This is a genomic window from Pseudomonas sp. G34, from assembly GCF_031119625.1.
Lineage (GTDB): Bacteria > Pseudomonadota > Gammaproteobacteria > Pseudomonadales > Pseudomonadaceae > Aquipseudomonas.
In genome coordinates this window covers 146,806-160,357 of record NZ_JAVHZV010000007.1, presented here as the reverse complement: position 1 = coordinate 160,357, position 13,552 = coordinate 146,806, and the positions used below count along the sequence as shown (strand labels likewise).

13 protein-coding genes are annotated in these 13,552 nt (G+C 66.1%); 11 read left to right on the top strand and 2 right to left on the bottom strand.

Annotated features, from left to right (window positions below; all coding sequences use genetic code 11):
• Positions 1-118: 118 nt before the first annotated feature.
• The 6 genes from QYS36_RS04425 to QYS36_RS04400 all read left to right on the top strand — a co-directional run bounded on the left by QYS36_RS04425 (position 119) and on the right by QYS36_RS04400 (position 6,418).
• Positions 119-583 carry a multidrug transporter gene (locus tag QYS36_RS04425; protein WP_308838344.1) on the top strand — a complete coding sequence of 155 codons (465 nt, stop codon included), beginning with the start codon at positions 119-121 and terminating at the stop codon, positions 581-583.
• A 34-nt stretch (positions 584-617) separates the two neighbouring features.
• Entirely contained in the window at positions 618-1,448 is an 831-nt protein-coding gene (locus QYS36_RS04420) for an SDR family oxidoreductase (RefSeq protein ID WP_308838343.1), read from the top strand.
• Between the two features lie 57 nt (positions 1,449-1,505).
• On the top strand, positions 1,506-1,892 hold the full coding sequence (locus QYS36_RS04415; protein ID WP_308838342.1) for an ABZJ_00895 family protein: 387 nt from the start codon (positions 1,506-1,508) through the stop codon (positions 1,890-1,892).
• A 65-nt stretch (positions 1,893-1,957) separates the two neighbouring features.
• Entirely contained in the window at positions 1,958-3,370 is a 1,413-nt protein-coding gene (locus QYS36_RS04410) for a GGDEF domain-containing protein (RefSeq protein WP_308838341.1), read from the top strand.
• Positions 3,371-3,434: 64 nt separating this feature from the next.
• The gene (locus QYS36_RS04405) at positions 3,435-3,677 is read left to right on the top strand and encodes a hypothetical protein (protein WP_308838340.1); all 243 of its coding nucleotides are present in this window, start codon (positions 3,435-3,437) and stop codon (positions 3,675-3,677) included.
• Between the two features lie 107 nt (positions 3,678-3,784).
• Entirely contained in the window at positions 3,785-6,418 is a 2,634-nt protein-coding gene (locus tag QYS36_RS04400; RefSeq protein WP_308838339.1) for a DEAD/DEAH box helicase, read from the top strand.
• A gap of 27 nt (positions 6,419-6,445) precedes the next feature.
• Here the strand turns inward: QYS36_RS04400 and QYS36_RS04395 are convergent, their stop codons facing one another.
• On the bottom strand, positions 6,446-6,919 hold the full coding sequence (locus QYS36_RS04395) for a phosphate-starvation-inducible PsiE family protein (RefSeq protein WP_308838338.1): 474 nt from the start codon (positions 6,917-6,919) through the stop codon (positions 6,446-6,448).
• Positions 6,920-7,200: 281 nt separating this feature from the next.
• Between QYS36_RS04395 and QYS36_RS04390 the strand changes: the two genes are divergently transcribed.
• From QYS36_RS04390 to gcvT, 5 genes are all read left to right on the top strand, one after another.
• Positions 7,201-7,464 (top strand): YebG family protein, encoded by a 264-nt coding sequence (locus tag QYS36_RS04390; protein ID WP_308838337.1) that lies wholly within the window; start codon positions 7,201-7,203, stop codon positions 7,462-7,464.
• Between the two features lie 94 nt (positions 7,465-7,558).
• Entirely contained in the window at positions 7,559-8,362 is an 804-nt protein-coding gene (locus QYS36_RS04385) for a transglutaminase family protein (protein ID WP_308838336.1), read from the top strand.
• Positions 8,363-8,653: 291 nt separating this feature from the next.
• The gene (gcvH, locus tag QYS36_RS04380) at positions 8,654-9,037 is read left to right on the top strand and encodes a glycine cleavage system protein GcvH (protein ID WP_075931734.1); all 384 of its coding nucleotides are present in this window, start codon (positions 8,654-8,656) and stop codon (positions 9,035-9,037) included.
• A gap of 9 nt (positions 9,038-9,046) precedes the next feature.
• The gene (gene gcvP / locus QYS36_RS04375) at positions 9,047-11,899 is read left to right on the top strand and encodes an aminomethyl-transferring glycine dehydrogenase (protein ID WP_308838335.1); all 2,853 of its coding nucleotides are present in this window, start codon (positions 9,047-9,049) and stop codon (positions 11,897-11,899) included.
• 99 nt (positions 11,900-11,998) lie between these two features.
• Positions 11,999-13,120 (top strand): glycine cleavage system aminomethyltransferase GcvT, encoded by a 1,122-nt coding sequence (gene gcvT, locus QYS36_RS04370; protein ID WP_308838334.1) that lies wholly within the window; start codon positions 11,999-12,001, stop codon positions 13,118-13,120.
• Between the two features lie 35 nt (positions 13,121-13,155).
• Here gcvT and QYS36_RS04365 read toward each other — a convergent pair whose 3' ends face one another.
• A complete protein-coding gene (locus QYS36_RS04365; protein WP_308838333.1) occupies positions 13,156-13,512 on the bottom strand; it encodes a 5-carboxymethyl-2-hydroxymuconate Delta-isomerase in 357 nt (118 codons plus the stop codon).
• Positions 13,513-13,552 lie beyond the last annotated feature (40 nt).

The following is a 13,552-nucleotide window of genomic DNA, read 5'->3' as shown; positions in this document are numbered from 1 at the left end:
ACGTTGCGCCGAGAAACGGCAACGGCCACTAGTTGAAACATCCGCCAACCCCTGGGCGCGTGCCGAGCCCATCGGCCTTGTGTAGGATTGGCGGACACTCGACGTTCAAGGTCCAGCCATGATTTTCGGCGCGATTCTGGTACTCAGCTGGTTCATCCTGCTGATCCGCTACCCGGCCAAGGCCCTGCCCATTTCCCTGGCGGCGCTGATCGGGCTGGGCCTGGTGGCGAGCTGGGTGCTGTGGCAGGAAAGCCGCGAAAATCGCAACCTGGCCCACCTCGAGCTGCGCCTGAGTTACGCCCCCGAACGCTGCCCCGCCGACCGCCCACTGGACCTGCAGCTGCACAACGGCAGCGAGGCGGCCCTGCAGGAGCTGCGCTGGCAGGTTGCCGCCTACCGGCCGGGCGACAGCGTCAACCTGGCGCAGCGCCTGTTCGAGGCGCCGCGTTACAGCGCCCCCGGTGAGCTGCTGCCCGGTGCCGACTGGCAGACCTGCCTGCCGCTGCCTACCCTGCGTAGCGGCTATCGCCCCAACACCCTGGAATTTCGTGCCGAGCAATTGCAAGGCACCTTCAGTCGCTAGATATCCATAACAACAACAATCACAAGGATTACCCATGAGCCAACCCAGGGTTCTGATCACCGGCTGCTCCAGTGGCATTGGCCGGGCACTGGCCGATACCTTCGCCCAGCAGGGTTACGAGGTTTGGGCAAGCGCCCGCAAGAGCGAGGACGTGGCGCGCCTGAGCGAGGCCGGGTTCAATGCCGTGCAGCTGGATGTCAACGACGGCGCCGCGGTCGAACAGTTGGCCAGCACGCTCAAGGCGCGCAGCGGCGGGCTCGACGTGTTGATCAACAATGCCGGCTACGGCGCCATGGGCCCGCTGCTCGATGGCGGCGCGGCGGTGCTGCGCAAGCAGTTCGAGACCAACGTGTTCGCCCTGGTCAACGTGACCCGCGCGCTGTTTCCGCTGCTGCGCCAGAACAAGGGCCTGGTGATCAATATCGGCAGTGTTTCCGCGGTGCTGGTAACCCCGTTCGCAGGCGCCTACTGCGCCTCCAAGGCCGCGGTGCATGCCTTGAGCGACGCCCTGCGGCTGGAACTCGCACCCTTCGGGGTGGGGGTGATGGAGGTGCAGCCGGGCGCCATCGAATCCAGCTTCGGCACCCACGCCAGTCGCCAGGCCGAGCAGTTGATCGGCGAGCATTCGCCCTGGTGGCCGATGCGTGACGGCATCCGCGCCCGCGCCATCGCCTCCCAGGACAACCCGACCCCGGCCAGCCACGTCGCGCGCCAGGTGCACGCTGCGGTGGCCAGCGCCAAGCGCCCGCGGGTGCTGCGCCTGGGCAATGGCAGCCGTGCCCTGCCGCTGCTCTCGGCGCTGCTGCCCGGCGCCCTGCTCGACCGCGTGCTGAGCCGCCGCTTCGGCCTGGATCGACGCTTGTAGAACCCGGCGCCTCGGGCGAGACTCCAAGCTTCATCGCCACCGCCGAGCCCCGTCGCCATGCCGCCTTCCCATCAGCCCGTCGCCATGCTGCGCTACGCCCTCATCGGCGTGGTGGCGGCCGTGGTGCTCAATGTGCTGCTGCGCAGCTTCGTCAAGCTCGGCGGCGTGCTGGCCACCCTGGTGATCGCCGCCAGCATCGCGGCCCTGATGGCACTGCTGTTCGCCTGGCAACAGCGCCGCCCGCCCACCCGGGGTGAACGGCGCCGCCTGGTGGGGCTGTATGCCGGCATGCTCGCGGTGCTGTATGCCGGGCTGCTGACCCTGATGACCCTGCAGGACGAGCCCAGCCCCATGGGGGTGCTGATCTTCATCCTGCACTACCTGAGCTATCCGTTGCTGGCGCAGATGCTGTTCTCGGAGCGCATCTTCAAGCGCACGCCCTGATCAGCTGGCACTTGCCGGCAAAACGCGGCTCTACACTCGATAACAGCAAACCGTTTGGAACCTCGATGAGAAGCAGCCGGCACATCAAGACCCAGGAGCGAGGCATCATCCTGTTGCTGCTCGTGGCGCTGCTGAGCGTGCAGGTGGTCATCTACCTGGTCAGCACCCGCTCCAACCGCAGCATCGTCGAGGACACCCTCAGCAACAACCTGCAGACCAGCTCCCAGGTGGTCGAGGCGCTGCTCGAACTGCGCCAGCGGCAACTGACCCAGGGCGCCGCCGTACTGGCCGCCGACTACGCCCTCAAGGAAGCCATCGCCGCCGGCGAGCGCGCGACCATCGAGTCGATACTGGCCAACCATGGCAAACGCCTGGACGCCGATATCGTCCTGCTCAACACCCTCGACCGCCAGTTGATCGCCAGCGTACCCAGAGAGCTGCAGCAGGCCGACATCACTCCGCTGCTCAAGGCCGCCGCCCAGTCCAGCAAGCCCGAGGCGCCGCCGGTCAGCCTGCTGCTCAGCCAGAGCGGCGTGCTCTACCAGCTCATCCACAGCGTGGTGAGCATGCCCACGCCCGAGGCCGAGCTGACCCTGGGCTTTGCCATCGACGATGAACTGGCGCAAGCCCTCAAGCAGGTCACCGATACCGATTGGGTGTTCCTGTCCCGGGGGCAGAACGGCGCCTGGCAGCTGCACGGCAATACCCTCAACAGCAGCTTCGAGCGCCTGCTGGGCAACCCGGCGGCGCTGGTCGATGGCGCCGAGTGGACACTGCAGGGCGAGCACGACGAGTACCTGATGCGCTCCGTGGCGCTGAGCAACTTCAATACCCAGCAGGCCAGCGAAGTGCTGCTGATCGCCGGCAAGTCGCTGAGCCGGAACATGGCCGCCCATGAGCCGATCGAGGCTCTCCAGCGCTACCTGCTGCTGGCCAGCCTGGGGCTGTCGGCGCTGGTGGTGCTGCTGATCGGCCGGCAGCTGCTGCGGCCATCGAACACCCCGGCCCACCAGGATCCGCTGACCGAATTGCCGAACCGCCGGGTGTTCGATCACAGCGTCGCCAGTGCCCTGGCCAACAAACGCACGGCGTCGTTCGCGCTGATGATGATCGACCTGGATCACTTCAGGCAGCTCAACGACCGCTTCGGCCACGCCGCAGGTGATGAAGTGCTCAGGGTCAGTGCCCGCCGGCTACGGGGCCTGCTGCGCAGCATCGACATGCCGGCGCGCCTGGGCAGCGACAAATTCGCCGCCCTGCTGCCGGGGCTCGACCGGGCGACGGCCATTCGCCTCGGGCAACGCATCGAGGACGAGCTGGGCGAGCCCATCGCCTTCGACGGGCAGGCCTTGCAGGTGGGCATCAGCATCGGTATCGCCATCGCCCCGGAGGACGGCACCACCGCCAGCGAGCTGTTGGGCATGGCCGACGCCGAGATGCATGCCGAGCAGACGCAGCGCGAAAACACCCCGGTCTGAAAGGTCGAACGCACGCGCTATTGCACCGGTCGCTAATGAGGTCACCTCAGTTTCTGGATGCCTTATGGAATACCTCGACTGGCTGCAATGGCCAGCCATGCTGATCACCGTCATCGCCGCCTGGCTGGTCGCCTCCAAGCAGCGCCGCCGCCGTAACCTGGGCTTCTGGGTGTTCATGGCCAGCAACCTGCTATGGATCGCCTGGGGGCTCTACAGCCACGCCTACGCGCTGATCGTGCTGCAACTGTGCCTGGGTGCGATGAACATTCGCGGCGCCATCAAGACCGAAACGCCCGAACGCGCCTGAGCCGCCAGGTGCTGCCATTGCCCGGCAAGCTGTGAGACCATCGGCGGCTTGCCATCGTTTTCACAGTGCCATGCCGAACCTCGCCCCAGCCCCACAGAGCCCGCCCGATGCCTGACATCCTGCACCTGCAGCAGGCCGACTGGCGCGGCGACTTCGATGAAGGCGCGCTGCGCCGTGGCCAGGACTACGCCAAACGCGGCCTGAGCCGTTTGCTCAGCCTCAAGGACCACAGCCTGCTCGCCAGTTGCCTGGGCAGCGGCGAGCGCCCCTACCAGCAGCGCATCACCCTGCACGCCTACGGCAAGGGCTGGGGCGTCACCGGCCATTGCAGTTGTCCGGTGGGGTTCAACTGCAAGCACGTGGTGGCCGCCCTGCTTACCCTCGAGGCACGCCAGCGCGCCGGCGATGACCTGGGCACGCTGATCGTCAGCGAAAAACCGGTGGAGGAAACCGTTCTCGACGACGTGCACCCGCAGCCGGTGCTGACCCTGGGCAGCCACGTGCGGGTGCATTTCGATGCGCGCAAGGGGCGCATGCTCGAGCAGACCCAGCACCGCGCCGCCCTGGCCTTCGACTACCAGGGCCACACGGCCTTCGGCAAGACCGCCAAGGACCTGCTGATTCGCCTCGGCGCGAACCGCCAACTGCGCGTCACCCGCGACGCCACGCGCGAGGCCGAGCTGCGCCGTCGCCTGGAAGCAGGCGGCCTGCGCACCGCCCTGCGCCAGAGCGAAGCCCTGGCCCAGCACCCGGGCGAGCATTTCGAGCTGCAGGGCGATGCCGCCTGGCTGAGCTTCATGCAGCAGCAGGTGCCGGCCCTGCGCGAGGAAGGCTGGCAGGTCGAGATCCAGCCCGACTTCCACTACAACCTGGCCGAGATCGACGACTGGTACGCCGATGTCGACGAGGCGCCCGAACAGGGCTGGTTCGACCTGGAGCTGGGCATCGAGGTCGAGGGGCAGCGCATCAGCCTGCTGCCGGTATTGCTGCAAGCCATCCGCCGTTCGCCTTGGCTGCTCTCCGGCGACGCCCTGGCCCAGCGCCAGGACGAAGAGCTGCTGCTGGTCAGCCTGCCGCACAGCCAGCGCCGCGTGGCCCTGCCCTATGCGCGGCTCAAGCCACTGCTGGCGGCGCTCGGTGAATTGTTTATCGGTGAGGCCGAAGAGATCGGCACCCGAGTGCGCCTGGCGCGCGCCGATGCCGCGCGCCTGAATACCCTGCAACAGGGCCCGGCCTTGAACTGGCACGGCGGCATCGAACTGCGCGAGTTCGCCCGCCGCCTGCAACACACCACGCAACAAGACGTGCGCGCCCCCGACGACCTGAACGCGCAGCTGCGCCCTTACCAGCTACAGGGCCTCGGCTGGATGCAGGCGCTCGGTGAGTTGGAGGTCGGCGGTGTGCTGGCCGACGACATGGGCCTGGGCAAGACCCTGCAGACCCTGGCGCACATCCTGCTGGAGAAGCAGAACGGGCGCCTGCAGCAGCCGGCCCTGATCGTCATGCCCACCAGCCTGATTCCCAACTGGCAGGACGAAGCGGCGCGTTTCGCACCGACCCTCAAGGTGCTCGCCCTGCATGGCAGCAAGCGGCGCAGCGGGTTCAAGCTGATCGCCGAGCACGATATCGTGCTCACCACCTATGCCCTGCTGCCACGCGACCTCAAGGCACTGACCGCGCAGCGCTTCCACCTGCTGATTCTCGACGAAGCGCAGAGCATCAAGAATCCACGCAGCAAGGCCGCCCTCGCCGCCGGCCAGATCAACGCTGGCCAGCGCCTGTGCCTGAGCGGTACGCCGCTGGAAAACAACCTGGGCGAACTGTGGTCGCTGTTCAACTTCCTGATGCCGGGCTGGCTCGGCGATGCCAAGCGCTTCACCCGCGACTACCGCACGCCCATCGAAAAGCACGCCAGCGAGCAGCGCCTGGCGCACCTGCGCGGGCGTATCAAGCCGTTCGTGCTGCGCCGCAAGAAAGAACAGGTGGCCCGCGAACTGCCGCCCAAGACCGAAATCACCCAGTGGGTGGAACTGACGCCGGCACAGCGCGACCGCTACGAAATCCTGCGCCTGGCGATGGATCGCAAGGTGCGCGAGGAAATCACCCGCCAGGGCCTGGCGCGCAGCCAGATCGTGATCCTCGAAGCGCTGCTGCGCTTGCGTCAGGTGTGCTGCGACCTGCGCCTGCTCGACGATACACCGGCCGAACTGACCAGCCATGATTCCGGCAAGCTCAGCAGCCTGCTCGACATGCTCGAGGCACTGATCGGCGAAGGCCGCCGGGTGCTGCTGTTCTCCCAGTTCACCTCGATGCTGGCACTGATCGAAAGCGAGCTGCAGGCGCGCAGCATCGGCTACGCCAAGCTCACCGGCAGCACCCGCGACCGGCGCACGCCCGTGGAGCAATTCCAGGCCGGGCAGTTTCCGGTGTTTCTGATCAGCCTCAAGGCCGGCGGCTCCGGGCTGAACCTGACAGCCGCCGACACGGTGATCCACTTCGACCCCTGGTGGAACCCGGCAGCCGAAGCCCAGGCCAGCGACCGCGCCTACCGGATCGGCCAGGACAAACCGGTGTTCGTCTACAAGCTGATCGCTCGCGGCAGCGTGGAAGAAAAGATCCAGCAACTGCAGCAGGCCAAGGCCAACCTGGCCCACGGCCTGCTCGAAGAAGGCGGCAGCCAGAGCAGCTGGCAGCTCAGCGAAGACGACCTGCAGGCGCTGTTCGCGCCGCTGGCCGACTAGGGCCTTTTCAACAGGCCCTGAACGCCTTCAGCGCTCGCTGTAATTGTCGCCGACCACTTCGCCGGAGGAATCGATGGCCTTGCTGGACGGGAACTTGTACGACGCGAAACGCACCGCCAGCACCGAGAGTGCCAGGAAGAAGATCCCGCCACACAGGTACAGCAGGCCGATGTCCGGCGCCTTGTGGTGGGACACGTCGCCGATCAGGTAGCGGGTCAGCGCGGTAATGGCGATGTACAGCAGAAAGCGGATCGGCAGATGGTTGGTCTTGAAGTAGATGCCGACCATCGCCCCCAGCTCCAGGTAGATGAACAGCAACAGAATGTCGTCCACGCTGGCAGTGCCCTTGTCCACCATGCCCAGGAACGCGGCAACCGATGCCCAGGCGGTGGCTGCACCGATGGCGAACAGGCCCATGTAATGGAAGCCCTCGACGAACAGATTACCGACCGAGTTCGCACCCTTGTGCATCCGTTTCCGGCTATTGTCCACCCACTTCATGGCATTCCCCTTTGCGATTGATGCAGCCTGGCGCCGTGATCATGACGCGCGCGCATGACATTCCATGCAGGAACAAGACCAGCGAACCGGCTGCGATGGCACACTGATGCGCGCCGGCACGGCAAAGGCACATGCAATCACCCCGCCGGCGCGTGGCAGGATGTCGCGGATGGTCGTGGGCGCAGGTTTACCTGTTCAAACGCAGGCCAGTTGATTATGCTTGCCACAACTGTATGAATGAACAGTATTCTTAATTTTCAGCGAAGGCGTAGAGGTGATGAATGGCCGTCGAAGTGGTGTACCGCAGCAGTCGCGATCCGGAGCGTTTGTTTATGGATAAGGCCGAAGCAGATCGTCATGACAAGATGCTGGAGCTGGCCGAGCTGCTCAGCGAGGTGCTGCAGAAGGCCGTGCCGTCGCTCAGCGACGACCAGGGCGAGGAGCTGGGCATCTACATGGCCAGAAATCGCGATGTATTCGCCAAGGCATTCAAGAATCAGCCCGACGCCCTCGGCGAACTGGGTAGCCAGCCGCAAGCGGAATAACCGCCCGCTGCGGTAATTAACATCTCTTCGCTTTTGCCTACTGGACGGCCGGCGCGCGCGCAGCTAAAACAGGCTCATCTCCCGGGAGGTGACCATGAGCGCGCGCGATCACTGCCTTGCCTGTCTGAATGCCGAACAGCCAGCGCTTTTCGAAGCTGCCCTGTGGGTCGCTGCCGAGCACGACCCGGCGGTGCAGCCCCAGCAGCTCATGGCCGAGCTGGAGAACCTCAAGCAGCAGGTCGATGCCGGCCTGCCCAGCTTTGCTCCTCAGGAACTGGCGCAACCCTTGTTGCGGCGCCTCAGCGACCTGCATTTCCATGAAGACGACGACAGCCCGATACAGCCGCAGGCCGCGCTGTTGCACAAGGTGCTGCAACGGCGGCGCGGCCAGCCGCTGAGCATTGCGCTGATCGCCCTGGAGCTGGCGCGGCGCCTCGCCATCCCCCTGCAGGGCGTCAGCTTTCCCGGCTATTTCCTGCTGCGCGTGCCTGGCGCCGATCACCTGCTCGACCCCTGTGGCGGGCGCCGCCTGTACACCCGCGATTGCCGGGAATTGCTGCTGCGCTACCTGGGCCCCCATGCCCAACTGAACGCCGAGCACATGCAGGGCTGCGATGCCCGCAGCATGATCGTGCGCCTGTCGCGCAACCTGCGCCATCTGCACGCCCAGGCCGAGGATTACCTCAGTGCCCTGAAGGATGCCGAACGGGTGCTGCAACTGGCGCCGGCCAACGTCAACGATCACTTGGCCAGGGCTGACCTCTACGGGCATCTGGATTGCTCCCATGCCGAGCGTTTCGATGTGCAGCGTGCCCTGCTGTTGTGCGAAGACCCTGCCCTGCGCCTGAAACTGGGTGATCGCCTGCGCCAATCGAGCGCGCAACCCGCGCTGCATTGACGCCCCAGCCATGGGCGGCACTCGACACGCCGCACCATTGTATCGTTTTGCATACAGCGTATTCGATACGACACAGACATAGCCCGTGACGACATCCCAGCCCGATCACGGGCCGGACGCGATTTGCCCGCCGCCCCGTATCGAAATCGATACAAAGAACCTAACCGGATATCAAAATACTATTTAACCCATTGTTTAATAAGGAAAATATTTTATGGCACTGACTTTGCTACCCAGCTTTCACTAAGCGCGCCCACACAGATGGGCACAAAGACCAACAAGGGAGCCCCCATGAGCGAATTGCGTTTTACCGTCGAACACGAATGGCTGCGTCAGGAGGCCGACGGCCTGGTCACCGTAGGGATCACCGCCTACGCTCAAGACGCACTGGGTGACGTGGTGTTCGTGCAGTTGCCCGAACTGCAGGCCTACGCCGCCGGCGACGAGGTGGCGGTGCTGGAATCCGTGAAAGCCGCCAGCAACATCGGCATGCCGCTCGACGGTGAAGTGGTCGAAGTCAACCCGGATCTCGAAGCCAGCCCCGAGTTGGTCAATGCCGAGCCGCTGGGCCAGGGCTGGTTCTTCCGCTTCCGCCCTGCCGATGCCAGCGCCCTGGCCGGCCTGCTCGACCAGGACGCCTACGAGCGCCTGCTCAACGCCAAAGCCGACGCTTGAGAGAAGCCCATGACTGACTTGACCACCCGCAACGAATTCATCGCCCGGCATATCGGCCCGCGTCAACAAGACACCGCCGCCATGCTGGAAACCCTGGGTTTCAGCGACCTCGACGCGCTGACCGCCAGCGTGATTCCGGGCAGCATCAAGGGCACCAGCGTGCTGCCGGCCGGCGACGGCCAGAGCGAAGCCGAGGCCCTGGCTGCCATCAAGGCCATCGCCGGCAAGAACAGGCTGTTGCGCAACTATATCGGCCAGGGGTACTACGGCACCCACACGCCGTCGCCGATCCTGCGCAACCTGCTGGAAAACCCGGCCTGGTACACCGCCTACACGCCCTACCAGCCAGAGATTTCCCAGGGCCGCCTGGAGTCGTTGCTGAACTTCCAGACGCTGATCAGCGACCTTACCGGCCTGCCGATCGCCAACGCTTCGCTGCTCGACGAAGGCACCGCTGCCGCCGAGGCCATGACCTTCTGCAAGCGCCTGTCGAAGAACAAGGCTGCCAATGCCTTCTTCGCCTCCCAGCACTGCCACCCGCAGACCCTCGACGTGTTGCGCACCCGCGCCGAGCCCCTGGGCATCGAGGTAGTGGTGGGTGACGAAGCCGCCATCGGCGACGCCAGCGCCTTCTTTGGCGCCCTGCTGCAGTACCCGGCGAGCAATGGCGACATCTTCGACTACCGCGAGGTGGTCGAGCGCTTCCATGGCGCCAACGCCCTGGTCGCCGTGGCCGCCGACCTGCTGGCCCTGACCCTGCTGCAGGCACCGGGCGAGTTCGGCGCCGACGTGGCCCTGGGCAGCGCCCAGCGCTTTGGCGTGCCACTGGGTTTCGGTGGCCCCCACGCGGCCTACTTCGCCACCCGCGATGCCTTCAAGCGCGACATGCCAGGCCGCCTGGTCGGCCTCTCGGTGGACCGCTTCGGCAACCCGGCCCTGCGCCTGGCCATGCAGACCCGCGAGCAACACATCCGCCGCGAGAAGGCCACCAGCAACATCTGCACCGCCCAGGTACTGCTGGCCAACATCGCCGCCATGTACGCCGTCTACCACGGCCCCCAGGGGCTCACCCGGATCGCCCAGCGCGTCCACCAGCTGACCCTGATCTTCGCCCGCGGCGTGCAGAGCCTCGGCCTGGCGGTCGAGCAGCAGGCGTTCTTCGACACCCTGACCCTGCACACCGGCGCGCAGACTGCTGCCCTGCACGAGAAAGCCCGCGCGGCCGCCATCAACCTGCGTGAAGTGGATGCCGAGCGCCTCGGCCTGTCGTTCGACGAGACCACCACCCAGGCGGATATCGAGCAGCTCTGGTCGCTGTTCGCCGATGGCAAGCCGCTGCCCGACTTCACCGCCCTGGCCACCGGCGCCGACAGCCGCCTGCCCACCGCGCAGCTGCGCCAGTCGGCGATCCTCGAGCACCCGGTGTTCAACCGCTACCACTCGGAAACCGAGCTGATGCGCTACCTGCGCAAGCTGGCCGACAAGGACCTGGCCCTGGATCGCAGCATGATCCCGCTGGGCTCCTGCACCATGAAACTGAATGCCGCCAGCGAGATGATCCCGATCACCTGGGCCGAGTTCGGCAACCTGCACCCCTTCGCCCCCGCCGAACAGAGCGCTGGCTACCAGGAGCTGACCGACGAGCTGGAAGCCATGCTCTGCGCCGCCACCGGCTACGACGCCGTGTCGCTGCAGCCCAACGCCGGCTCCCAGGGTGAATACGCCGGCCTGCTGGCGATCCGCGCCTATCACCACAGCCGTGGCGACGACAGGCGCGACATCTGCCTGATCCCACAATCGGCCCACGGCACCAACCCGGCCACCGCCCAGATGGCCGGCATGCGCGTGGTGGTCACCGCCTGCGACGCCCGCGGCAACGTCGACATCGACGACCTGCGCGCCAAGGCCGAGCAGCACCGTGACCAGTTGGCGGCGATCATGATCACCTACCCGTCCACCCATGGCGTGTTCGAGGAAGGCATCCGCGAGATCTGCGCCATCGTTCACGACAACGGCGGCCAGGTGTACATCGACGGCGCCAACATGAACGCCATGGTCGGCCTCTGCGCACCGGGCAAGTTCGGCGGCGACGTGTCCCACCTCAATCTGCACAAGACCTTCTGCATTCCCCATGGCGGCGGCGGCCCGGGCGTTGGCCCGATTGGCGTGAAAGCCCACCTGGCGCCGTTCCTGCCCGGCCACGGGCACATGGCACGCAAGCAGGGGGCGGTCAGCGCCGCGCCGTTCGGCAGCGCCAGCATCCTGCCGATCACCTGGATGTACATCCGCATGATGGGTGGCACCGGCCTGCGCCTGGCCTCGCAGATGGCGATCCTCAACGCCAACTACATCGCCCGCCGTCTGGAAGAGCACTACCCGGTGCTGTACAGCGGCGAAGGCGGCCTGGTGGCCCACGAGTGCATCCTCGACCTGCGCCCGCTCAAGGAGAGCAGCGGCATCAGCGTCGACGACGTGGCCAAACGCCTGATCGACTTCGGTTTCCACGCCCCGACCATGTCCTTCCCGGTGGCCGGCACGCTGATGATCGAGCCGACCGAGAGCGAATCCAAGCAGGAGCTCGACCGTTTCTGCGACGCCATGATCGCCATCCGCGAGGAAATTCGCGCGGTCGAACGCGGCCAGTTGAACGCCGACGACAACCCGCTGAAGAACGCCCCGCACACCGCCGCCGAACTGGTCGGTGAGTGGACGCACCCGTACAGCCGCGAGCAGGCGGTCTACCCGACCCGCAGCCTGATCGACGGCAAGTACTGGCCGCCCGTGGGCCGCGTCGACAACGTGTTCGGCGATCGCAACCTGGTCTGCGCCTGCCCGCCCATCGAGGCCTACCAGGACGCCTGATCGCGCTCCGGCTGCCGGCCCGTTCGGCAGCCGACACCCTCTTTCACGACGCCCGCGTGCTGTCGCGGGCCGTTCACAGCCTCTATTCAGGAGAGCGCCATGACCACTGAAATCCTGGCGAAAACCCCGCTCCATGCCCTGCAACTGGAACTCGGTGCACGCATGGTGCCGTTCGCCGGCTACGAGATGCCGGTGCAGTACCCCCTCGGCGTGATGAAGGAACACCTGCACACCCGCGAAGCCGCGGGCCTGTTCGATGTCTCGCACATGGGCCAGATCATCCTGCGTGGCGCTGACGCCGCCAGGGCACTGGAAAGCCTGGTACCGGTGGATATCGTCGACCTGCCGGTGGGCATGCAGCGCTATGCCATGTTCACCGATGAAAACGGCGGCATCCTCGATGACCTGATGGTCGCCAACCTAGGCGATGACACACTGTTTCTGGTGGTCAACGCCGCCTGCAAGCATCAGGACCTGATGCACCTGCAGCAACGCATCGCCAATCAATGCCAGATCGAATCGCGCTTCGAACGCGCCCTGCTCGCCCTGCAAGGGCCCAAGGCGGTCGACGTGCTGACGCGCCTGGCGCCGGAAGTGGCGAAGATGACCTTCATGCAGTTCCAGGCCGTGCGCCTGCTCGGCGTCGACTGCTACGTCAGCCGCTCCGGCTATACGGGCGAGGACGGCTTCGAGATCTCGGTGCCCGCCAGCCACGCCGAAGCGCTGGCGCGCAGCCTGCTGGCCGAGCCGGAAGTGCAGCCCATCGGCCTGGGCGCCCGCGACTCGCTGCGCCTGGAGGCCGGCCTGTGCCTGTATGGCCACGACATGAGCACCGAAACCACGCCGATCGAGGCCAGCCTGCTGTGGGCGATTTCCAAGGCACGCCGCGCCGATGGCGCGCGCCCTGGCGGCTTCCCGGGCGCCGAGCGGATCTTCGCCCAGCAGCGCGATGGCATCGCTCGCAAGCGCGTCGGCCTGCTGCCCCAGGAACGCACGCCGGTACGCGAGGGTGCCGAGCTGGTCAACGCCGACGGCGAAGTCATCGGCCAGGTGTGCAGTGGCGGCTTCGGCCCGAGCCTGGGCGCGCCGCTGGCCATGGGTTACCTGCAGAGCAGCCATGCGGCCGTGGACACTGAGGTATGGGCCCTGGTACGCGGCAAGCGCGTGGCCATGAAAGTGGCCAAGACGCCGTTCGTGGCGCAGCGCTACTACCGCGGTTAACCCTGCCGGGGCGGCCTCCCTGCCGCCCCTCGCTCTCAGCCGGCGTCCAGGCAACTGCGCCGGTTGCTGAAGGCCTCGCGGCGTATGTCGCGCACGTCCACCGACAGGCTCTGGACGGCTGGCAAGCGCTTCAGCAACGCACGCACGATGGCCATGGACAGCGCCTTCTTCTGCTCGTCACTGCGCCCGGCCAGCAGGTAGAAGATCAGGTGCACGAAGTCCTCCTGACTGCCGCCGACCGTGAAGTGATCGTAAAGGCTTAGCCGCACCTTCACCTCACCTTCCTTGAACAGCCCCGTGCCCATGGCAGCGTCGTGAACCAACGCCACGAGTTCATCGGGGGCGAGCATTTTCTCGAGTGAGCGAGCACCTTCGACAAGACAATGCGGCATGACGATCTCTACGTTGTTTTAGTCGTTATACGTTATCGCA

Excerpts from the sequence above, each read along its gene's own strand:
- QYS36_RS04425 (WP_308838344.1), top strand. The coding sequence starts at position 119 with ATGATTTTCGGCGCGATTCTGGTACTCAGCTGGTTCATCCTGCTGATC.
- QYS36_RS04420 (WP_308838343.1), top strand. The coding sequence starts at position 618 with ATGAGCCAACCCAGGGTTCTGATCACCGGCTGCTCCAGTGGCATTGGC.
- QYS36_RS04415 (WP_308838342.1), top strand. The coding sequence starts at position 1,506 with ATGCCGCCTTCCCATCAGCCCGTCGCCATGCTGCGCTACGCCCTCATC.
- QYS36_RS04410 (WP_308838341.1), top strand. The coding sequence starts at position 1,958 with ATGAGAAGCAGCCGGCACATCAAGACCCAGGAGCGAGGCATCATCCTG.
- QYS36_RS04405 (WP_308838340.1), top strand. The coding sequence starts at position 3,435 with ATGGAATACCTCGACTGGCTGCAATGGCCAGCCATGCTGATCACCGTC.
- QYS36_RS04400 (WP_308838339.1), top strand. The coding sequence starts at position 3,785 with ATGCCTGACATCCTGCACCTGCAGCAGGCCGACTGGCGCGGCGACTTC.
- QYS36_RS04395 (WP_308838338.1), bottom strand. The coding sequence starts at position 6,919 with ATGAAGTGGGTGGACAATAGCCGGAAACGGATGCACAAGGGTGCGAAC.
- QYS36_RS04390 (WP_308838337.1), top strand. The coding sequence starts at position 7,201 with ATGGCCGTCGAAGTGGTGTACCGCAGCAGTCGCGATCCGGAGCGTTTG.
- QYS36_RS04385 (WP_308838336.1), top strand. The coding sequence starts at position 7,559 with ATGAGCGCGCGCGATCACTGCCTTGCCTGTCTGAATGCCGAACAGCCA.
- gcvH (WP_075931734.1), top strand. The coding sequence starts at position 8,654 with ATGAGCGAATTGCGTTTTACCGTCGAACACGAATGGCTGCGTCAGGAG.
- gcvP (WP_308838335.1), top strand. The coding sequence starts at position 9,047 with ATGACTGACTTGACCACCCGCAACGAATTCATCGCCCGGCATATCGGC.
- gcvT (WP_308838334.1), top strand. The coding sequence starts at position 11,999 with ATGACCACTGAAATCCTGGCGAAAACCCCGCTCCATGCCCTGCAACTG.
- QYS36_RS04365 (WP_308838333.1), bottom strand. The coding sequence starts at position 13,512 with ATGCCGCATTGTCTTGTCGAAGGTGCTCGCTCACTCGAGAAAATGCTC.